The sequence below is a fragment of the Paenibacillus sp. 7516 genome (assembly GCF_002272715.1).
In the GTDB taxonomy this organism is placed as follows: domain Bacteria; phylum Bacillota; class Bacilli; order Paenibacillales; family Paenibacillaceae; genus Paenibacillus; species Paenibacillus illinoisensis_A.
Genome location: NZ_NPBI01000013.1, coordinates 89,443 through 110,410, shown reverse-complemented (window position 1 = coordinate 110,410; position 20,968 = coordinate 89,443). Strand labels below are relative to the sequence as shown.

General features: G+C 44.7%; 18 protein-coding genes. 4 read left to right on the top strand and 14 right to left on the bottom strand.

The genetic code is table 11. The features are described from left to right. Positions 1-32 precede the first annotated feature (32 nt). From CHI14_RS30835 to CHI14_RS14665, 7 genes are all read right to left on the bottom strand, one after another. On the bottom strand, positions 33-599 hold the full coding sequence (locus CHI14_RS30835; protein ID WP_481856419.1) for a DUF1361 domain-containing protein: 567 nt from the start codon (positions 597-599) through the stop codon (positions 33-35). 482 nt (positions 600-1,081) lie between these two features. Continuing rightward, positions 1,082-4,750: a GH32 C-terminal domain-containing protein gene (locus tag CHI14_RS14690; RefSeq protein ID WP_095289255.1), complete on the bottom strand. Its 3,669-nt coding sequence runs from the start codon at positions 4,748-4,750 to the stop codon at positions 1,082-1,084. A gap of 296 nt (positions 4,751-5,046) precedes the next feature. After that, positions 5,047-5,949 carry an ROK family protein gene (locus CHI14_RS14685; protein ID WP_095289254.1) on the bottom strand — a complete coding sequence of 301 codons (903 nt, stop codon included), beginning with the start codon at positions 5,947-5,949 and terminating at the stop codon, positions 5,047-5,049. A gap of 19 nt (positions 5,950-5,968) precedes the next feature. After that, complete coding sequence (locus CHI14_RS14680) at positions 5,969-7,444, bottom strand: glycoside hydrolase family 32 protein (protein WP_095289253.1); 1,476 nt, start codon at positions 7,442-7,444, stop codon at positions 5,969-5,971. 29 nt (positions 7,445-7,473) lie between these two features. Then, complete coding sequence (locus CHI14_RS14675) at positions 7,474-9,081, bottom strand: ABC transporter substrate-binding protein (protein WP_095289252.1); 1,608 nt, start codon at positions 9,079-9,081, stop codon at positions 7,474-7,476. Between the two features lie 56 nt (positions 9,082-9,137). After that, positions 9,138-10,019 (bottom strand): carbohydrate ABC transporter permease, encoded by an 882-nt coding sequence (locus CHI14_RS14670; RefSeq protein WP_095289251.1) that lies wholly within the window; start codon positions 10,017-10,019, stop codon positions 9,138-9,140. 15 nt (positions 10,020-10,034) lie between these two features. Continuing rightward, positions 10,035-10,970, bottom strand: a complete 936-nt coding sequence (locus CHI14_RS14665) for an ABC transporter permease (RefSeq protein ID WP_170948148.1) — start codon at positions 10,968-10,970, stop codon at positions 10,035-10,037. Positions 10,971-11,434: 464 nt separating this feature from the next. Between CHI14_RS14665 and CHI14_RS14660 the strand changes: the two genes are divergently transcribed. Further along, positions 11,435-12,502, top strand: a complete 1,068-nt coding sequence (locus tag CHI14_RS14660) for a LacI family DNA-binding transcriptional regulator (RefSeq protein WP_095289250.1) — start codon at positions 11,435-11,437, stop codon at positions 12,500-12,502. A gap of 192 nt (positions 12,503-12,694) precedes the next feature. On the opposite strand, the gene CHI14_RS14655 is transcribed toward CHI14_RS14660, so the two are convergent. The 4 genes from CHI14_RS14655 to CHI14_RS14635 all read right to left on the bottom strand — a co-directional run bounded on the left by CHI14_RS14655 (position 12,695) and on the right by CHI14_RS14635 (position 16,793). Then, the gene (locus tag CHI14_RS14655; RefSeq protein ID WP_095289249.1) at positions 12,695-13,141 is read right to left on the bottom strand and encodes a DUF1569 domain-containing protein; all 447 of its coding nucleotides are present in this window, start codon (positions 13,139-13,141) and stop codon (positions 12,695-12,697) included. A 176-nt stretch (positions 13,142-13,317) separates the two neighbouring features. Further along, positions 13,318-14,496, bottom strand: a complete 1,179-nt coding sequence (locus CHI14_RS14650; protein ID WP_095289248.1) for an MFS transporter — start codon at positions 14,494-14,496, stop codon at positions 13,318-13,320. Between the two features lie 22 nt (positions 14,497-14,518). Further along, a complete protein-coding gene (locus CHI14_RS14645) occupies positions 14,519-15,337 on the bottom strand; it encodes a MerR family transcriptional regulator (RefSeq protein ID WP_095289247.1) in 819 nt (272 codons plus the stop codon). Positions 15,338-16,076: 739 nt separating this feature from the next. Further along, a complete protein-coding gene (locus tag CHI14_RS14635; RefSeq protein ID WP_095289245.1) occupies positions 16,077-16,793 on the bottom strand; it encodes a class I SAM-dependent methyltransferase in 717 nt (238 codons plus the stop codon). Positions 16,794-17,110: 317 nt separating this feature from the next. Here CHI14_RS14635 and CHI14_RS14630 point away from each other — a divergent pair, with 317 nt between their 5' ends. Both CHI14_RS14630 and CHI14_RS14625 read left to right on the top strand, forming a co-directional pair. Further along, entirely contained in the window at positions 17,111-17,353 is a 243-nt protein-coding gene (locus CHI14_RS14630; RefSeq protein ID WP_095289244.1) for a (4Fe-4S)-binding protein, read from the top strand. Positions 17,354-17,355: 2 nt separating this feature from the next. Then, a complete protein-coding gene (locus tag CHI14_RS14625) occupies positions 17,356-17,634 on the top strand; it encodes a GNAT family N-acetyltransferase (protein ID WP_095289243.1) in 279 nt (92 codons plus the stop codon). A gap of 138 nt (positions 17,635-17,772) precedes the next feature. Here the strand turns inward: CHI14_RS14625 and CHI14_RS14620 are convergent, their stop codons facing one another. Then, the gene (locus CHI14_RS14620; protein WP_095289242.1) at positions 17,773-18,246 is read right to left on the bottom strand and encodes an HIT family protein; all 474 of its coding nucleotides are present in this window, start codon (positions 18,244-18,246) and stop codon (positions 17,773-17,775) included. Positions 18,247-18,567: 321 nt separating this feature from the next. Here CHI14_RS14620 and CHI14_RS14615 point away from each other — a divergent pair, with 321 nt between their 5' ends. Further along, the gene (locus CHI14_RS14615; RefSeq protein WP_095289241.1) at positions 18,568-18,819 is read left to right on the top strand and encodes a hypothetical protein; all 252 of its coding nucleotides are present in this window, start codon (positions 18,568-18,570) and stop codon (positions 18,817-18,819) included. 372 nt (positions 18,820-19,191) lie between these two features. Here CHI14_RS14615 and CHI14_RS14610 read toward each other — a convergent pair whose 3' ends face one another. Further along, complete coding sequence (locus tag CHI14_RS14610; RefSeq protein WP_095289240.1) at positions 19,192-19,440, bottom strand: hypothetical protein; 249 nt, start codon at positions 19,438-19,440, stop codon at positions 19,192-19,194. A gap of 232 nt (positions 19,441-19,672) precedes the next feature. Further along, positions 19,673-20,815 carry a M23 family metallopeptidase gene (locus tag CHI14_RS14605; protein WP_095289239.1) on the bottom strand — a complete coding sequence of 381 codons (1,143 nt, stop codon included), beginning with the start codon at positions 20,813-20,815 and terminating at the stop codon, positions 19,673-19,675. Positions 20,816-20,968 lie beyond the last annotated feature (153 nt).

Here is a 20,968-nt window from a genome sequence, read left to right as displayed (position 1 = left end):
TGCCGTTAGCTTAATGAATTAACGGACAATATTCATTCTTTATTAGATCTTGCAGTCAACAAGGATACCATAACGTATGCAAATATTTGTATTAAAAATAGAATGGCCACAAACTCAATAACCATGTTGTTCCTTGCAACAAGATCATGCATTATATCCATAACAATTTGCCACGGCCTGGACAATACATCCCATGAATTCCACCGATTAAATCTCCCAATGTATACGCCCAAACTACTCAACATTAAAATAACGCCTATAACCATCATGTTAATGTACTTACTGAATAACTTGTTTAACACACCATGTATTTGAATGATCGAGCACGTCGAGAGAAGTAAGCCTAGAATGGCTACGGCAAACGTTAGGGTGAGGTTATACCAAAAATCAATATTAATCCAAAATTGTGTTCCTTCTTGAGCATTGAAATATCTGAATGAATGCAGGATTTCAGTAAAAAGGTATGCCGAATTAGGCAAAAAAAATAGCCATCCCGCACTCATCGGCACCATCAAGATCAGACTCATTTTCGTTAATTTCTTATTGAATATGTACCTAATGCATGATGAGATGATATATGGTACCCATGCCAGGAACATATCCCAGGTTAAGAATTGATACATATTCGTATCTGATTTGATACGTAAATACATCGCAACACCTAAACAACATAACGTAACCAGTAACAAGGTTAAAATAAATCGAAAATCTTGAACAGGATGTTTGTTATCTTTCATTTCGTTGCTTCCCATTCCCTTTCCCTAGGGATTTACAAATGCATTGTTGTAGTCTTTAACATTTGAATATCCAGATTATAACATGTATTTATTTAACCATCCTGCCCGTTCGTTTAATGAGGCGCAAACAAACTGGATTAAATTTACAAACTCAGCATTCGGATCATATTCTACTCCTTCCTCTTCCTATTCGAACAGTTGTGAGTATTGAAAAAATCAGTTAGAGGACTACACCTCACGTGTAGTCCTCTTCCACATGTTTTATTCAAATGTTGAAGGCGCAGATCAACACCTACAAATCATTGATCCTATTTATTTTAACTCTCTAGAACACCACGCCACGGTTATTGCACTTTGTTTTCCAAAGTCCATTTTTGATACTCATCTTCAGCATGGAATTCTTTCATCATCAGCTTGGTTCCATCTTCCGATACACGAAGTGCACTGCCGTTGTGTACACTTGTAATGCTTACTGTCCCATCATCGTTTTTGGAAATGTTCCAGCGTTGATTGGGATGCCCGAGATATGGATAGAGTTGAATACGATTCTGACCGACATCCCAATCCAATGACACCCCGCTGACGGTACGGATGGAATAAGAATCGGAATCATCACCGGTAGGCACAAGTATCCAAGCATAACTTGATGCTTCACCATCCTTTTCGGTACCCACTTTCACAACCTCGCCTGCTTGGGATTGCGTCGCTTGTAGGGCTACAGGAAGTTCTGCACTCCGAATGATCACGGTCTCCAGATCTGCTTTTTTCATGTCAAATGCATTCACATGCTGGAAAGACGCACTGCCTCCAAACGTATGAACACCGAAGTGTCCCTCGGCAAACGTGCCATCCTGAATATCCATGATCCGTTCACCGTCCAGATCCACCTGAATATGAGTTCCCTTCGCCTGAATCTGGAAATGATAAGTCTGATTACTCCGAATAAATTTTGGAATGCGGGCAAGTACCTGCCGATTCTCGAACTTTCCGTCCACTTTATAAAACAGGCGAATCGCCTTCAGGTTGGGATCAACATTCAGATAATAACCACTTCGTCCATCCTCGCTTGCCCGAAACAGAATGGAGCCCGCTCCTCCTTCAGCATCCAGCTGCAAGTCAGCCTTATATCGGAAGTCTCCCGCAGTCTCGCGCGCAACATACTGGGAATCACTACGGTCTATGCCCTGTAAGCCGTCGTCCGAAACAAACCACTGTGCAGATGGTCGATCCTTTTGCCAGCCGGATAAATTCGTGTGGAATACGCCATCCGTTACCGTAATCAGTATTTTGGCAGAAGCTTTGCCGTTAGCCGTGGAAGCCGTCACCCAAGTTTGCCCCTTGCCTACAGCATGAATCGCAGCATGTGTTTTGCCCGAATCAACGATTTTCACCACTTTAGGATTACTCACGGTCCATTTCAGCGGTTGGGCCCCTTTTCCTGGTCCGCCCTCAGTCGAAGCGTAGAGGATTTCGGTATGACCCACATTCGTTACTCTTCTCTGCGTATCTGCAATAATCTTCGGAGCGGAGGACATCCCTTCTCTCCAGATATTATCCAAGGCATATACATTCATGGAGACCACTTTCACATTTCCGCCCAGGCTGTAGAACGCCATCGACCTTCCAGCCGGATCCGGAAAAATGACATCCGAGAAAACCATTCTGCCATCATTGCCAAACACTTCAACGGAAGCTTCATCGACAAATATTCGCAGCTTTATCCTCCTGTTCTCAGGTTGTAGCGCAGCTTCGTGAACTTTGGTAAATAAGCCCGAGAAACCCACGTCTCCCGAAGCGGTGCGATCCACGAACATCGTCTCTTTCTCCGTCTTGTAGCCCACGGTTGTTTTTTGCCCTTCCCTTTGACGTAGGTGAAAACCAAACTCCGTAACGGGGCTGTCTGCCGGAATTTCCACTTCTGCCTCAATCTCGTATGCACCCGCAGTCAGACCCTTGAGCACATTCTGGGATTGCGGCCCAACCACCAGCTGCTCTGCACTGTACAGGTTTTGCCGGAGTGTCTCAAGTTCGATAACAGGCTTTTGTATCAGACGCACACCTTCCTCTGTTGTTCGGAGAGAAACTTCTCTTGGAATAGTCAATTGACCTTTCCAAGGGTTCGTCGGAAAATCAAATGGATAATCCCAATTCGTCATCCACGCAAGCATTACTTTCCGCTGATCCGGCATATTTGCAAATGACATCGACGCATAGAATTCCTTGCCGAAGTCCGTCTTCAGCACTTTCCCGGCCGGATGATCGTTCAGGAATTTCCCCTCCGCCGTCAGCTCACCAACAAAGTATTCCGCATCCGATCCTTGCGTCTTCGTATTGGCTCCGGTACTGATCATAAGCACCCACTTGCGCTCACCCGTCCCGTCTACTGGCAGCTGAATCAGGTCGGGACACTCCCATACCCCTCCGCGAATGTATTCCCCATATCCGAAGTTATCGGTTAATGTCCAATCAAGCAGATTCGTTGAGGTAAAAAACCGGATATGATCGCCGCCAGAAACCACCATGATCCAGCGGTTATGCTCTTCATCCCGAACGACCTTCGGATCCCTAAAGTCCCAACTCCCAGGGTCTTCGCCATTTTGACCAGGGTTCTCGATCACAATCGGATGGTCTTCAGCGTATTGCCAGTTCCGGCCTTGATCCGTACTGTATGCGAGACCAATACGCTGATTACCACCAGGCTTACCCGGATGGTACGACGTATAGTATGCGATCAGACCTTTGCCACCGGAATCCGAGAACAGGCCGGATGCGTTGTTCAGATCCGCAATCGCTGAACCCGACCATACATGACCCAGATCATTCCATGGCAGCGCAATGGGTAAACGCTTCCATTTTACAAGATCCGTACTGACTGCATGAGCCCATGTCCCTCCGTCCTGATGAAACAAGTGATACTCCCCCTCGTAATAAACCAATCCGTTTGGATCACTTGCGGACCCTCGAATGGGAGAGTAATGATATTGGGGACGGTATTTTTCCGTATAATACATCGAATTTTCCGTGATATACGTATCTTGAAAATAGGCCATGCCCTGTTCCACTTCAAGTCCGGCATATCCCTCGGCATAACTAGAATCCATGACCTCCACAGCAGGTGCTGCATAACCATCCACATACACCTGAATCAGGCGGCCGGTTGCAACCACTTCGATATGATGCTTTGCTTCCGGTTGACTCGGGTATGTACGATCCGAATTCGCAAGAATTGTTCCATCTGCCTTTTCCAGCTGTACCCGAACCTCTTCCCCTTCTCTACGAAGTGCCGCTTGGTACCCCGTTGTCCCGTCTGTATTCGACCTGAATAGTAAAGCTGCGAAGCTACTATCGGCCAAAAACACATCTCCCTCAAATACAAAATCCCCCGCTGTTTTCTCGTATATGATCTGTGTTTCCTCTTGCGCATTTCCTTTGCCTCGATATCCCCGTAGATCCGGCTGCCAATCTCCTTTACTGTAAACAGGGTTGCCCAGATTTCCACCCATGGTACTGATCTTCACATTTTGGAACAAAGCTGCCCCGTCCCACACATGGAGCCCCAGCTTCCCTGACACATACGCACTGTCTTTCACATCAATCACCGGGTCGTACCCGCCATCCCAATACACCTGCAGCCTCTCGCCAACCGCTTTTACTTTCAAATGATAAATTCCGCCAGACTCCACGGTTACCGAGTACTCTTCCAACAATGCACCTGGCTTGCCACTAGCATCTTTTAAACGTATCAGACCAGCCTGAGGAACCACTTGCAGCATATAGGAAGACCACCCCGTATCATTGGAACGGAAAACAAGACTGGTATCTGCCTTCATATCCTGGATTAACAGATCCGCTTCATAAATAAAATCCTCGGCCCGCGTGTCCGATAGGACGATCACATTCTCCTTCTCTTCGGAAATTAAATGAAGTCCTTCATTTGTATCTTCAAAATTGCCTCTTCCATGCAATGTCCAACCGGACAAATTCGTTGCTGCCCTGGACACGTCCATTTTCATCGGAACCGCCTCCGTATGTTGAGTTTGAGATTCTGGGCTCTTGGATGATGCCGTACTCTTCGTACTCTGCTGCATCGTCAACTTATCCAGATGGGAAGTTGTTGAATACGCTTCCACAGAAGTGGAACCAAGGACACAGGATAACAGGACGCAGCTAATGGACCTTAACATAAATCTCACGAATATCCCTCATTTCTCTGCGTGATATAGAAAAACAAAGAAAGGACGGTGCATTCCCTTAAACAACTGAATCAGTCTTTTAAGTGATCTGCTCCGTCCTTCCTCGAACATGTGGATTACGATGATACCGCTGAATCAGTCTTGACTTGATTAAGTGCTTCGATGCCTAAGGCAAGCGCACCGTATAAACCCGCGTGTTGTCCCAACCCTGGTGGAACAATATACTGCTCGATGTGCTGCACCAATTCAGGCACGTTCACATAACCATGGAGATTGTGTATAACCTGTTCCCGAATCATGGGAAACAGATGCATTTGCTGCATGACTCCACCGCCCAAGATGATCTTCTGCGGTGAATGCAGCAGGATGGACGTCGTAATGGATTCGGCAATATAAAAGGATTCGATCTCCCATGCCAGGTGGTCGGTCGGCAGCTCGCTGCCGGGTGTCTGCCAGCGGGCTTCGATGGCTGGCCCTGCAGCCAGTCCCTCCAGGCAATCCCCATGATACTTGCATAAGCCGGCAAAGTGATCCTGCGGATGCCGCCTCGTTCGGATGTGTCCACCCTCTGGATGCAGCAATCCGTGTATTCTTTTTCCTCCAGCAATAAGCCCAACGCCAACACCTGTGCCAATCGTATAATATACACAGTTATCCAAGCCCTGCGCAGCTCCCCATGTGACTTCCCCCAGAGCAGCAGCATTCACATCCGTATCCCACCCGAAGGGAACAAGGAATTCACGCTTCAAGATTCCCACCACATTGCAGTTTTCCCATTCGGACTTCGGAGTTGTGGTAATGTAACCGTAAGTAGGGCTATCCGGCTTCAGATCGATCGGACCAAAGGAACCAATGCCGATAGCCACCACCCCTTTATCTCTGAAATAGTCACTCACCTTGGCGAGTGTAATCTCGGGATGTTCCGTCGGAAAGCTACACCAGTCTTCCATATGTCCTTGTTCATTGCCGACTCCGCATACAAACTTCGTTCCGCCCGCTTCGATGGCACCTATACGCATCTACCTGCCCTCCTTCTCTTTAGTTCTCATGGGTTTCCACCTTAACGGGAGACAATTCGTAGATATGAAGAGCGGAGAAGACCATGTCTTCCTGATCGGCATCCACCGTAATTCGTGCCGCATCTACATCCGGATAGATCAGGTCCGTAATAACGGCCTGACCGTTACTCGCAAATACCTCAACCGAAGAAGAATCCACATAGATACGCAAATGTTGACCCCCGCCCTGAACCCTTGCGGTGTGACGTCCCAGGAAATGCTCATGGAAATCAACGATGCCTGATTGGCTGCGATCAACGTATACCTCACGCTGATCCGCGTCTACACCAACGAGCGTTTGATGACTGGTGCTGCTTCTCAAGGTAAATTGAACGGATTGCTCCGATTCCCATTGCGCATCGACTTCATAGCTCACCAGCTGCAGCGTGCCAAGATGTTTCCTCGCCTCTTGGACAGGAACGTTGTGCAGGGTCAATATCGGTTTCCGGGCTTGCTCCATTTCACGGGCTGGACGCTGAACCAATGTGACTGTACCGTCTATCGTTTTCAAAGTAAGCTCCCGAGCAATCGTCATCGCGCCGCGATAACCTTCGGTTGGCGTTTGGTTGGCATACATCCAGTTGCTCATCCAGCCCATAAACAGGCGTCTGCCGTCTTCCGCCGGAATGTCGGACCAACTGACTCCTGCGTAGTTGTCCCGCCCATGGTCAACCCAGCGAACCGTGCGGGAAGCTTCATCCGGAACAAACGTCGACCCATCAAAATCTCCGATAAAGTACTGCGTTCGCGAGCCTTCCTTGAACGCAGGATCTGCACCAATACTGACAAGCATGACCCATTTTTCATGCCCATGGTCCCCATCCACTGCCAGCGGGAAGAGATCAGGACATTCCCACACGCCGTCATGTGAACCGATGCCTGCGCCAAATTCACTGCCGAGTGTCCAATCTTTCAGATTGGGAGAGCGGTACAAACATACTGTCTGACCACAGGCAATGATCATCACCCATCCCTTGCTCTGCTCGTGCCAGAACACCTTGGGATCACGGAAATCGACATAAGACTCATGCTCCAGTACCGGATTGCCCTCATATTTGTTCCATGTGCGGCCATTATCCTTGCTGTATGCAATGCTCTGCCGCTGAATCGGTTGATCGTTCGGCACTTCCAGATGATGCGTGAATATCGCCACCAGTCCTGGTTCCTCATCAAAGAAGCCGGAAGTATTATTCCAATCCACCACAGCACTGCCCGAAAAGATCATGCCGTGTTCATCCGGCGCCATAGCCACAGGAAGCTCTTCCCAGGTGAACAGATCCTTGGTCACGGCATGCCCCCAATGCATCGGTCCCCACGTGGTACCAAACGGGTGATGTTGATAGAACAGGTGATACTCGCCTTTGAAAAACACCATCCCATTGGGATCATTCATCCACTTCTCGTTTGGCGAGAAATGATAAGCACCTCGGTAATCGGTTGTTGAAATGGTAGACATGTAGGTTCTCTCCTTTGAATACACGGTTTTTATTTCGTATTGCGGTCATATCCCGCTTGTTTAATCTGAAGCCATTCCTGCAGTCCAAGACGATCCAGCTCTTTCAAATAGGCATTCCATTCCTGCTCGATTTTCCCGTTTTGGTACCATTCTGTGCGCATGCGCAGTACATAAGCGAACAGGTCGGTTTCAATGGTAGACAGTCGGTCGAGCTCGTCAATGGAGAAAAATACGCTTGGATAGACGTTATCTGCTTTCATATGTGGAACCATGACCCGATCCAGAATCTCCATGCGCCATGCAGCATCTTCCGGTTTGGTCGTGTATTTGTCGTAGTAACTGTCGAGAATCGCCAGTGGTCCGGCAATGCTCGTTTTTTGTCTAAGCTCGACAGGCGCAGCCCCTTCCAGCGGCAGATGCTTCAGCATGCCCTTGGCTTCATCGAATTCAAAAATATTTTGCTGCGTTTCATCCCCGTACGTTCCCCAGTTGTTTTGGATCGATTGGAGCGGATCGTACAGCTGGTCTACCCACTTCGCTGTGGATTCCAGATTTTTATTGCTGCTCGTGATAACCATGCGTCCTCTGTCGAGTCCGATCCCATTGGTTCTCGTAACATTTCTCTCTCCATCCGGACCGGCAAGCGGAGGCAAAACATCATACGTGTCATTCATTCCCGTAATGTTGGCCTTATCCCATGTGAAATACATGCCGTATTTATGGTCCTTGCCTTTGGCCAGATACGTATTCCAGTCCTGCTGGTAGGCTTCCACATCCACGAGGCCTTCCTTGACAAGCTCATGGATATATTTCACAGCTTCCTTATAACCTTCATCCGCTGCCGTAAAGACGACTTTACCCTCATTCGTTACCACGGTATGGTCCCAGTTCTCCCCAAGTCCGAATGCGGCAAAGAGAAATGTCAGATCTTCTCCGCCCGGCTTGTTAATGAACGACAACGGAATTTCATCCGCTTTTCCATTTCCATTGGGATCTTGCGTTTTGAAGGCGATTAGTACTTCCTTCAATTCCTCGGTCGTCGTCGGCATCTTCAGTCCGAGCTTATTCAGCCATTCCACATTGATCCAAGGCAGATTATCCACCGCTTGTATCCGCTGCTTGCCGCTTCCCAGCTCCTCGATCCATGGGAAAGAGTAAATATGTCCATCCGGCGCTGTAATCATGCTCTTGTATTCGGGAGCTTCCTCCAGCACTTTTTGTAAATTGGGCATGTATTGTTCGATCAAGTCTTCGAGCGGAATGATGGCTCCGTCCTTGGCCAGTTTCAGGAGATCATAATCTCCGTAACCTGCGTCAAAGATGGCATCGGGCAACTCCCCGCTGGCTACCGCCAGATTTCTTTTTTCGGCAAACACATCACTCGTATAGTTCTTCCAGTTGATATGCACATTGGTCTTTTCCTCAAGTCGCTTGTTAATCAGCTTCTCGTTCGGATCGGCCGGAGCCAGCGGCGAGCTCTGCGTGATAAAATTCAGTGTCACTTTCCCATCGGGAGATTGGGCTTCACTGGCCGCGCCGCCACCTCCACCACCACAGGCCGTGAGCAGAAGTACAGCAGACAACATGGAAAGGGATACCGATGTAATGCCTCTTTTGGACTTTTTCACTTTTTTCATGACGTGACCTCCACTTTATATTGTTGGATCTGACTTAAGATATCTGAGGCTGTTCACTATTTGAGTGAACCTACCATGACACCCTTTTCGAAGTACTTTTGGAAGAACGGATACATGATAATTAGCGGCAGACTCGAAATGACAATTGCAGAATACTTAATCATCTCGGATAGCCGTTTGAGCTCCGCCATGGCAAGCTGATCACTGATCATGCCCGGTGCAGCCTGATTCTGGATCAGAATGGAACGCAGAACGAGCTGTAAGGGATGAAGATTGGGATTATCCAAATAAATCATGGCATCAAAATAGGAATTCCACTGCCCGACGAACGCGTACAACGCAAGGACAAAGATGATCGGTTTGGATAGCGGAATAACAATCTGAAAGAAAATCTTCATATCGGAAGCACCGTCCACGTTCGCAGCTTCTTTCAGCTCCCTGGGTACGCCTTTGAAAAAGGTTCTGGAGAGAATGATGTTCCACACGTTAACTGCTCCGGGAATGATGATCGCCCATATGGTATCCAGCATGCCGAGATTGCGCACAAGCAGATAGGTCGGAATGAGGCCGCCACCGAAGAACATCGTAATGATGAACAGAACCATGAAAAATCCTCTTCCCGCCAGCCTTTCCTCAGACAAGGCGTAACCTGCACAGATGGAAACCGCCACGGTCACGAAGGCAAATGAAACCGAGTACAGCACCGCATTTGCGAAGCCTCGAATCATGGCCGGATTGGACAGAATCATCTGATAACCATCCAGACTCCAGTCGGATACATTGAAGGACAGGCCCTGATTAAGCAGTACGGTTGGATCCATAAAGGAAGCGATAACAATATAAATGAGCGGAACGACCACAACCAGTACAGCACAGGTGAGAAAGATGGCGTTCAGTGCGAGGATCAGACGATCCAGCCCCGTCGGTTTGATAGTCATGAGTGATACTCCTTTCTAATAAAGGCCTTCGCCTTCGTTTAATTTCTTCACAATCAGGTTCACGGTGACGAGCAGGATGACGTTAATGATGGAGTTAAACAACCCTACGGCCGCAGAATAGGCGTAATCACCGGACTGTAATCCGACCTTGTACACATAGGTGGCAATAATTTCGGAAGACGGCAGGTTCATGGATGTCTGCATCAGATATGCCTTTTCGAATCCGATCGACATAATTCCGCCAGCTGCAAGGATAAACACAATGGCCATAATCGGGCGGATGGTCGGAAGGTCAATGTGGCGAATACGTTGAAGAAGATTGGCTCCATCCAGATTGGCTGCATTGTGTAGTTCAGGATCGACATTGGCCAAAGCTGCAACGTAAATAATTGAAGCCCAGCCTGCCCCCGTCCAGATATCAGACAAGATGTAGATCCAGCGGAAATATTCGGGTTCGGACATAAACATGATTGGCTGACCCGTAATCCATGTGGTCAATTGATTAATGGGACCCGTCGGCGATAAGAAGATGAACAGCATGCCCACAACAACGACAACCGATATGAAATTGGGTGCATACAGAAACAATTGAATGTTCTTCTTCACTGCAGCTTGGCGCACCTGATTCAGCATGAGAGCCAGCAAAATAGGCACCGGGAAGCTGAAAATCAATCCCAAAAAGCTGAGCTTAAGCGTATTCATGAAAATGACATCAAAATTGGGTGAAGCCAAAAACTTCTCGAAATGTTTCAACCCCACCCACTCACTGCCCATAATCCCCTTGATCGGACTGAAGTCCTTGAATGCGATGATGGCTCCATACATCGGAATGTATTTGAAGATCAGTGTCAGGATTAGAGCTGGCGCAAGTAATACATACAGGAAATAATTCTTTTTGAGCTGCTGTAATGGATGGAAAATGGAACTCCTCTCTTTGAGGCTCTTCCCCATCCTCTTATTGGTGTTTACTGTGTTATCCAACACACGACCCCCGTTCATCATAAAGTTTACAATTGCTCATAGTAAGGGCTTTCAATATTTACAATTGCTTATTTGATATTTTACAATTTATCAGGATGAGTATCATTTAGTCAATACAAAATGTGAAAAAATAATTGTGCATTTGCTTCATTTTTTTATGCATAACTCTGTTCTAATTTTATGAATTACGGATTACAAAGCCAAAAAAGCCTGAGATATTACATATTTTATCCTGTAACAAAGGTTTCTGTATTGGCTGTGTACGATGTAAACTTAAATGACGAATGAATAAAGAATGCGAAATACAAAATTGACAAAAACATTTATGTATTGTTCATTTGTAAAATCACAATTGCTATTTGCTTCGATATATTATACATTTGACTTAGAAAACACTTGGGACGATTAATTGACCAATAGAGGTGAGGCACGACATGGCAAAAGAGAAAGTTACGATACAGGATATCGCAGATGCTCTGGGCATCTCCCGAAATACGGCTTCCAAAGCCCTGAATGATAGCGGAAACATCCCGGAAGAAACACGGACTCGGGTGATCAAGAAAGCCATTGAATTAAGATATAAACAATTTGCTTATATGGAAAGTGAGCATGTTCTGAGCAAAACGCCGGGCAATATCGCCCTGTTAACAGAGAACCTGCCGAATACGTCTCATTTTGGATCGCTGCTCATTAGCGGTTTGGAGAAAAGGATTAGTGCCGAGGGCTATAATCTGTCCATTCATATCGTTCGTGAAGTTGATGAAGAAGCCCTTACCCTACCTAACAATTTTGACATTGCAAAAGTGGACGGCATCATCTGTATCGAGTTATTCAACCTGGAATATACCCGCCTCATCACAGAGCTCGGAATTCCGACGGTCTTTATCGATTGTGCAGCCAACATCTGTTATCCGGAATTCCATGCTGATCTGCTGCTTATGGAGAATGAACATAGCACTTATCAGTTAACCAAAAAATTAATTGATAGCGGCTACAAAAGTATCGGATTCGCAGGAGACTACAATCACTGTAAAAGCTTCAACGAACGATGGACTGGATATCACCGGGCGATGTTGGAATCAGGATTGCAGGTCGATCCAGCCCACTGCATTACAGACAATGATAAGCTGTACTTCTCCAAACCTGGTTGGATAAGGGAGCGAGTAGCTGCACTGGAGTCGTTCCCTTCCGCATATGTGTGTGCCAATGACTTCATTGCGGTGGATCTAATCAGAGCTTTCAAATTAAGAGAGGTAACGGTTCCGCAGGATATTGTGGTATGTGGATTCGATAACGCACCTGAATCCAGAATTATTGAACCTCCGTTAACGACGGTTCATATTTATAGTAACGAGATGGGGATTAAGGCAGCCGAAATGCTGTTATCCCGGATTGACAACCCCGAACAGCCTTATCAGGTCTCGCATATTGTGACTGCACCCATTATCAGAGAGTCGACACCTGGAATTATGCCAGCCGAGTCGACTCTTGTCAGAAAATAAGATGGAGAAATATCCCCTAGTCGAGTCGAAATGCGCCTGATGGCGTTCTCTGAGCGTGCAAGTTGAATACAAAAAGAAGTGGATACCCTACAGATGGGTGTCCACTTCTTTTTATTTTCTAATCTATCTCTTCCAGCTTGCCTCAGTTCATCCTGTGCATTATCTCTATGTGTTCAGCCCTTTCCTCACTTCTCAAACGCCAAATTGCTTCAGATGATGGTCCAAGTGCTTGTAGATTCCTTTACCCCATTCCTCGGAAGTCAGTCTTCCAAAAAAAGGATGGGGAACTGCACCATTTTTGAGACCTTCACGTTGTAGCGTCAAGATATTTTGTTTGAGCTTTTCTTTTTCTACTTCAAACTCTCTTGTATCCATGATCATCATGCTTGGAATCGTAGACATATTGCGGGGAAGCGGCTTGTCATTATAAAAAATGGGTTTTGCAAACTTTCCAACCAGTATGCCTAGCAAGCTTCTTGAGGAATGGGTTTTTCCCGTTGCTATGTCTTGGAACGAAGAGCAATGAGCAAGCATCTGAGCAGCATTCATGCGCCCCCACCCAGGTTGAACATCTTGCTTTAATTGATCGATGCGTCCCAAGATTTCTTTTGCAGCCGATAGATCAAAAATCGTTTTCACTAAGACATAGCCCTCCTAACCTTTGCAAGAAAAGAATCCACAACAAAAATATTACCATATTATTCAAGTGGAATGTGGATTAAACCCACCTACCCTTTAATGATTAAAACAGCCAATCATCATGATCGGCTGTTTTCTTGTTGTTATTGATCTATCGTGGAAGTCCATTTCTTCCCTTACTTAGTCATCATAGGCGTTTCCGCCTTATTACTGCTTGCTCTATTAAACAGTAGGATGGCCAAAACTAAAGCTATACCGACAGCGGCAAATCCCAACCAGTTCAGATACAGGACAGACCTACTTCGAATGACGAGACCGCCTACAGCAGATCCCAGTGCAAAACCAAATTGAATGAAAGACGTATTTACGCTAAGAGCAATGTCCGGATTTCGAGGCGCTAGAGTAACTAAGTATAGCTGCTGGGCTGGGGAGATACTCCATGTTGATAGCATAAAGATCATTAAAATCAAGATTAAAGCCAGGAGATGGACACCCGCTAGCGCGAACATAAGGAGCGTGACTCCCTGTAACACAAGCCCGAGAAGAATGGTGAATTTGGAACCCTTGGCATCTGCCAATTGTCCACCCACTCTTGATCCTACAAAGCTGCAAATGCCTGCTAAAAGCAGAACACCACTAATCTCGGTCATGGTAAGAGAGGATGTCTCTTGCAAGAATGGCGTAATATAAGTAAACAGTGTGGCGTAACCGCCGACATACAACAATGTTACGATCAAAGACATCAGAATAGTCGGGTTTTTCAGAATAGAGAGCTGCATACCAAGGTTAACCTTCTCTTCTTCTTTGATTGCTGGAACCATTTTATAGATAACTAGTAATGGAAGAATACTTAATACACCAATTAGAATAAACAAGACTCTCCAGCCGAACATCTCACTAAAAAATGTGCCTATAGGGACACCGAGCACTAACGCGCTGCTAAGACCCATCAAAATAATGCCGATGGCATTGCCCCTTTTTTCCTTCTCAACCAGTCGAGTCGCTACGGCCATGGCGACAACAGTAGCCATCCCTCCACTAGCTCCCTGGATTACACGTATCCATAACAATGTCTCATAAGCAAGGTCTGCAAACATGAGTCCGTTGCTGACAATAAATACACCAAGGGTTGTCATCAGTATTTTTTTGCGATCTGCATTGATCGTAAGGGTGATCAATATCGGGGAGACTATGGCCGCAGCGAGTGCAAACACCGTGACTAGTAACCCGGCTTCGGAAGTAGATACCCCTAGGTCCATGGCCATCATTTCAATAACACCCGTAATAATATATTCAATGGTCCCGATCAAAAAAACAGCCAGTGCCAGGACATAGATGATGCCTTTATTTTTCATTTCACACCACTCCACCTTCTCATTAACTATTTCGTATTGGAATTTGTATCTCAATCAATTTTGCATCTCGTTCCGGAGATAACGGTAAATACAGTTCCCTGCCCGGTTCGCTTTCCTTGATCTGATAGTTATTATTTTCGATCCATTTCGCTAAATGCACACAGGCCGCACCATCAAATTTGGAATCGGAATGAAAAGCCATTGTGGCCATCATCGGTTCAGGAGGAAGGATTCGCAGCTGAAAAGGCTCTGGAGAGGATTGAAGCTCACAGGTTAAAAAATATCCCACTTCAAACTCAAACTCATCTTCTTTTCCGTCGATGTCTTTCCACAACACAACCTGAGGGCCTTCGATATACTGCCGCATTTCGGTGGTTAATAACAGATCGAATTGACGAAATAACTCTGGAATGTCTTCTTCTCTTCCATATGCTTTTTGATAAAGGAAGGTTTGAGCAGCTTCAGCTTTGATTCGGATGTCTTGACCCGTTTCGAATTGCCCCTCCCTTTCGATGAGCTGCATGCGCTCTTCAATCCTGACAAGTTTGGCTTGTTCCGTATCAATGATTTGCTGGATTTCGCTTCTTTTCAGCCTAAACATGCCTTGAATGTTCTCCAATGTGATATCTTCCTGGAGCAGCTGTGTAATCTGAGGTAATGTAAAACCCAACTCCTTATACATCAAAATCCGGTTGAGCTCCAGAAGCTGATCTGCGGAATAGTAACGATATCCCGTGTGGTGATCTACTTTTCTTGGCTTAAGTATGCCAATCTGGTCGTAGTAACGCAGGGTTTTAAGAGAGACCTTGCTTAATCTGGAAAATGCACTGATTTTGAACAACATATCATCTCCAATCGATAACTTAAGGTGAGTATACAGTTTCCTGTGCAGGGGAAAGTCAAGAATGTGAATGCACTTTATATTTTAGCCGAACAAAAGCAGCCGATCCCGACACTCGACTGCTTCCTTGGTAATATTGAGTTTAGAATCTATCCGACATATTTAAGAATGAGCTGGTATATGGCTATGGAGAACCCCAAAATGCTTGCTTTCACTTTAGCTGGATGATTTCTTCTACCGCCAAATAAATAAAGGAACATGATTATAAATCCTATAGGAATCCATAGCTGAAAGAAACCTTTTGATGTGTAAATTGGAATAATGGTAGTACTGAATAAAAAGTAAAAGAATACCGTAAAACGTCTTGTTTCTAATTGTTTGCTCCACCTTACTAATAAGAAAATAATAACTATTAAGATAATCGTGATGTGTAAAGGGGGAATAAGTATTGTAACGTTTCCAAATGTTAAATCCATTTTTGCGTTGCCCTCCTTTTGTCACCTACTCATGCTCATCTTTAATTGCTTTCAGCATCTAAATCATGAAGCATCCATTATATCAGAATTAGAACCATTTATTGTATAATATTAGGAAATGAATATTCATATCACCATTAAATAATAATTAAAGCATACAGGGTGAAAATGACAAAAGCAGCCGATCTTGTTGATCTGCTGCTTTGTCATGTAAAAGGCGCTATCCTTTTTAGCGATCACTATAATTGCGCTTTTCAATAACTCTATTTTACACAATGAAAAATAAAAGATCGACTTTCTGAATTTGCGTATTTAAATTCCCAATCCCCATATGTTTCAATTTTCGAAAAACCGGCTTGTTTCAGTGACTCATCCAATTCTCCTTGCTTTCGAAATCGTATCTGCATTTTTTCATGGACGAGGACTTCGTTTGTTTTTGAATTTTTCACAGTTTCATAGAACGTATAAACATCTTGCTCAAACCCCTCATATTCTGTATAGATTTCAAGCGGGTCTCCACTTAGCCTGTCTTTGGCTGCATCAGGACTCATATCCTTCTCCCACTCTTCCCACACTTTTACCAGAGGATTTCTTGTATCAAAAATAAAGTGACCGCCAGCTTTAAGGGATCGGAATACGTCTGAGATCACTTGTTTCCAACTATCATCTGTAAGAAATACCTGTGCAACATTGGCTGTCATAATAACCGCGTCATACGTATTGATTTGTAAATTGGAACTGTCTCCTACAATCCAGTTCACATGGCCTGAATCATCCTTACTTCTCGCCAGTTCGATCGCTTCTTCATGGGGATCAATAGCTGTGATTGTATATCCATTTTGAGCAAGATGTGTAGTCCACCTTCCTGTTCCACAGCCTAAGTCCGCTATAGACTCCACTTTCAATCTCTTTAGCAGTGCAAGGAAAAATTCATCATCTTTTCCCCAAAGGTTAATCTGGTCATATACTAATGGAATCATAAATATTGTTTCCCACTTTCTATATCGTTTTTGCGATGAATATGGATCTTACATAAGTATAAACGGATAGTCCTGAAATGGTTCATTTTATCTGCCCGTTAGATGAATAATAGCAACCAATCACAAGGAATGCACCAAAACATTAGGAGATTCGTCACGTTGACTAATCCCTATTTCCTCATTATAATTCGGACATCGAGAGCCATGCCAAAAATTGCTGCCCACGGTTGCCAATGCCATGTCGGTTCAGAAGGTTCCCTTTCGAAGTATGAATCATGTCTATAAACAAACTCAAAAGTGAAAGATGTGAATGAACGATGAGTAAACAGAAGTTGTACTACGGTAAAGATATCGAAGTCATGTTTGATTCTGAGGTATGCATTCATTCCGGTATTTGCGTAAAGGGCCTCCCTGCTGTGTTTGATTTGAGCAAACGTCCTTGGGTTAATCCCGATGGCGATACTTCAGAGGCCATTGCCCGGCATATTGACACATGTCCAAGCGGAGCACTCACGTATAAACGTCTGGACGATGAATATTCAACAAGGAAAGAGGGATGAAAATGCATCATGTAGAACACGAACCTGCTAATAAAAGATTTATTATTCAAGATAATGGCGACATTGCTGCGGTCATGACGTATGTAATCTCAAGTCCGGAACTGTACATAATTGACCACACGTTGGTTGAAAATGCTTACCGGGGACAAGGGCTCGGTGATAAGCTTCTCACAGCTATGGTGGAATACGCGCGGGAAAACGGTATTAAGATTTTACCTTTGTGTCCGTTTGCCAAAGGTCGTTTCGACCGCATCCCTGAATATGCGGATGTTCTCAATTAATAACGATTGAATGATGATGACCATATTAAGAGAAAAGAGCCTGAGAGTACGAGATCTCTTCGTCCCCTCTGGCTCTTTTGCATTAACTGCTCCTGTCATTTTGGTGGGCATCTTCATGAGAGTAATGTTCAAATTGACTTAGATATTTTTCTTTATCCAAGAACGCAACTTATCAGCATAGAAAGAGCGCTCTTCTGGATCGGTCTGTGAACCCGTCGACAGATAAAGTTGATCATTCATATACCTAGGGTAAACATGGAGATGATAATGCCACACGTCCTGATTGCCAGATGGTTCATTATGCTGCCTTGTAGATATCCCATCACATCCATATGTACTTTTCATCGCAAATGCTGTAAGCTGAGCCGCGCGGTGAATCTCAGCAGCATAATCTGCAGGCAGTTCATAGATGTTCTCAAAATGTTGATTGGGCACGATAAGAACATGTCCTTTATTGTTTGGCCACCATTTGCCCGCTATAAATGCCGTTACCTTTTCATTCTGATAGATGATATCTCTTTGTTTTGTTCCCTGGTCAGGTCTTTCAATACCCCAAATACAGCAAAAAGGACATTCGTATCCTTCAGGCTTGTGTGAAAATACTGCTGTCATCTCTATATCGCATCCCCTCTTCTATTTTTCCAATCAAATAATAAACGCAGGCAACTTCAGGCTCGACACTCTCCATTGATCCAATTCCGGGAGGATATATCCATCCGAAATGTCTTGATATGCAAGCTTGGAAAACTTCATGTACGTCTCATCAAAATGCAGGTTTTCAAAAAAACATACCTACATTTACTTCTAAACTCAAAATATAGTAATATACCCATATCATGATAGATATAAGGAGTGGAAACTATACTAAAAAGTAAGTCTGTGAGCATATTTACTATTGTTTGTTTTGCCCTCATCATGGGAGGTTGTAGCTTCATGTCTGATTCTCGAGAAGAAGCTCAAGCCATTAACAAGGCTATGAATGCAGGAAAAATGTATTTTAAAGAAAAATACGACCTCAACGTTGAATTTACACGTCACAAGTTTAATCCGCCCGATCTTGGTACGGACATTGGGCTTTATGGATATTTGAAAGGAGATACGGATACCGAGGTGTTTCTCCTTATTAACTATGAGACGCTCGAAGTCGTCACTATGGGAGTTCCCAAAGAACTAATTAAAAGATAGGAGATAACTGAGCCTTGTTCTTGAGGCTCTTTCTAATATTTAGCCAAGAGACCTCCTTCTTTTTTTCCAAAGAAGTCAAATATCCAAAAACAAAAGTATATTCATGCTAAGCTACTCTGCCTGTTAGTTGAACAAAAGCAGCTAATCACACCGTGTCAGCTGCTTTCAATGTCGTATTAAGCTAACTTTACCCGATACTTTAATCCTCGGTTGTTGAAACCACGCTAATCATCCCATTTTGGATGTTGAATGATGTATTCGTTTTCATTTCACTATATTCCTGCTTGTTACTTTAATAAGAAACGACAGCTGAGTTTACGTCAACTACCGTTGTGCTGATTGAACATTCGTTAACCGTTAACATAGTGGACACTATTTTTTTATATCTTCATTAATCTTTTGTTTGTATAAGATAATGGCAAGAGGCAGATTAATCATTCCAAGAGTGAAAGAAGATACCATAGATATCCATTGAGGTATGGTAAGATAATAATTCGGTTTTCCATCTCCTACAGGTCCTACTTTGGGTTGGTAGCTATCCCACCATTCATATAAGAAACCAAAAACAGGTGCTAATATGCAAACTACACTTGCAGCGATATGTAACACATACTTGTTCAATCCTAACCCCTCCGTTTCACGCATTCATGTCTAGAACTCTGTTTACATTATATGTAATCTAAACGTTAGAAGTCACACGAACCTGCACATTTACTCAACATAAAGACAGCCGACACATTAGCCGGCTGCCTGCATGATTTATATGTTTCAAGCTAAGATTACAATTCCATAAGCTCATTCTTTTAATCAGAGATGAACCTCATCCACTTCTCCTACGAACAAATACACCCAGCTATTCAGGAAGTCCCTGGAACGTTTTCCCACGTGTCAGCACCTGGCTCTGATCTGCCCAGCGGATCTGAACTGAACGGGAAGTGAACAGATCGGGTCCGTCTGAGACTTGAAAATGCAGATGCGCTTCACTGGAGTTACCGGAATTACCAAGCTGCCCGATGAGATCTCCCTGCTTGACTTTATCCCCTGTTTTTACGGCTGCACTCCCTTCCTTGAGATGTGCAGTGATGCTGTATTCCCCATTTCCATGATCGATAACGACAACATTCCCTGCCGGCTCTTCAGCATTCATCACGCCTGGCGTGTTATCCGGAATGTCATTTTTGACTTCAACAACCGTCCCATCTGCAGCTGCATAGAGCGGCTCACCAAAAGCATAATAGTTTTCATTCACAGCGGCCTCCCCTTGATAACTTGAATCTTCCTTCGTGCGAATAATGTCCAGTGCGTAACGCTGCGTTTCATGCGCATAATGATAATTGGACATCACATCATTTCCTCCCCAGAACACGAACCATTCCCCCTTCATAGGAAACTGAAATTCGGTCTTGGTAAATGCCTTGTCCGTCTCCTCATGCGTTTCAAGTGGCTGGATCAACAGCCCGTCAATCTGATGATCCTCGGCAAAATAGGCCTGTATTCCTTTGGTCCCCGTCTGATCCTTCCAGGAATGCTCCATCAGGTTGTTCATTTTAACTTTTGTAACCTGTTCCCAGGAAGTGACCCCCTCTATGAAGCTGTCCACAGACGTCTTAAACTCTTCCAGCGATATCGTTTCCTTGAGTTCCGGGCTCATTTGATTATAAATGTCCTCCTTCGAACCATTCATCAATGTATCTATGAAATGTTCAGGTGTAATCATCACATCCTCCTCTGCTGAGTTCATCTCTTCTTTATTGGTGCTTTCTGCGGCTGGTGACGCACTGGAAGTCTGTTCTGCTGATGGCTGTTCCCTCTGGTCAGATGATTCTGTAGCGCCGCAGGCAGACAAGAGCACACACGCACCAAGTGCTGTGGCAAGCATTAACCAACTCCTCTGACTTCTCCTTGAATCTTTTTGCAGAGCATATTCTGCTTTCATCCGATTCTTTTCAATGAACATTTTGGACCGCTGTCTGCTTCCCTTATGAATTCTATTCACTTCCTTGCACCCCTTCTATAGAACGATATCTTTCCAGTCCAGTGTACTAAACCAATCTTATCCTCCGTCTAACCTCCTCTTACGTCTATCATAACTTTGAGTTATGCTGCTGCTTCATAATTAAGATTCTGTTAAGGTTACAAGCACGCTCCA

Coding starts and splice junctions, on each gene's coding strand:
- CHI14_RS14680 (WP_095289253.1), bottom strand. CDS start 7,444: ATGTCTACCATTTCAACAACCGATTACCGAGGTGCTTATCATTTCTCG.
- CHI14_RS14660 (WP_095289250.1), top strand. CDS start 11,435: ATGGCAAAAGAGAAAGTTACGATACAGGATATCGCAGATGCTCTGGGC.
- CHI14_RS14685 (WP_095289254.1), bottom strand. CDS start 5,949: ATGCGTATAGGTGCCATCGAAGCGGGCGGAACGAAGTTTGTATGCGGA.
- CHI14_RS14650 (WP_095289248.1), bottom strand. CDS start 14,496: ATGAAAAATAAAGGCATCATCTATGTCCTGGCACTGGCTGTTTTTTTG.
- CHI14_RS14670 (WP_095289251.1), bottom strand. CDS start 10,019: ATGACTATCAAACCGACGGGGCTGGATCGTCTGATCCTCGCACTGAAC.
- CHI14_RS14620 (WP_095289242.1), bottom strand. CDS start 18,246: ATGACAGCAGTATTTTCACACAAGCCTGAAGGATACGAATGTCCTTTT.
- CHI14_RS14625 (WP_095289243.1), top strand. CDS start 17,356: ATGCATCATGTAGAACACGAACCTGCTAATAAAAGATTTATTATTCAA.
- CHI14_RS14630 (WP_095289244.1), top strand. CDS start 17,111: ATGAGTAAACAGAAGTTGTACTACGGTAAAGATATCGAAGTCATGTTT.
- CHI14_RS14615 (WP_095289241.1), top strand. CDS start 18,568: ATGTCTGATTCTCGAGAAGAAGCTCAAGCCATTAACAAGGCTATGAAT.
- CHI14_RS30835 (WP_481856419.1), bottom strand. CDS start 599: ATGTTCCTGGCATGGGTACCATATATCATCTCATCATGCATTAGGTAC.
- CHI14_RS14665 (WP_170948148.1), bottom strand. CDS start 10,970: ATGGGGAAGAGCCTCAAAGAGAGGAGTTCCATTTTCCATCCATTACAG.
- CHI14_RS14675 (WP_095289252.1), bottom strand. CDS start 9,081: ATGAAAAAAGTGAAAAAGTCCAAAAGAGGCATTACATCGGTATCCCTT.
- CHI14_RS14635 (WP_095289245.1), bottom strand. CDS start 16,793: ATGATTCCATTAGTATATGACCAGATTAACCTTTGGGGAAAAGATGAT.
- CHI14_RS14690 (WP_095289255.1), bottom strand. CDS start 4,750: ATGAAAATGGACGTGTCCAGGGCAGCAACGAATTTGTCCGGTTGGACA.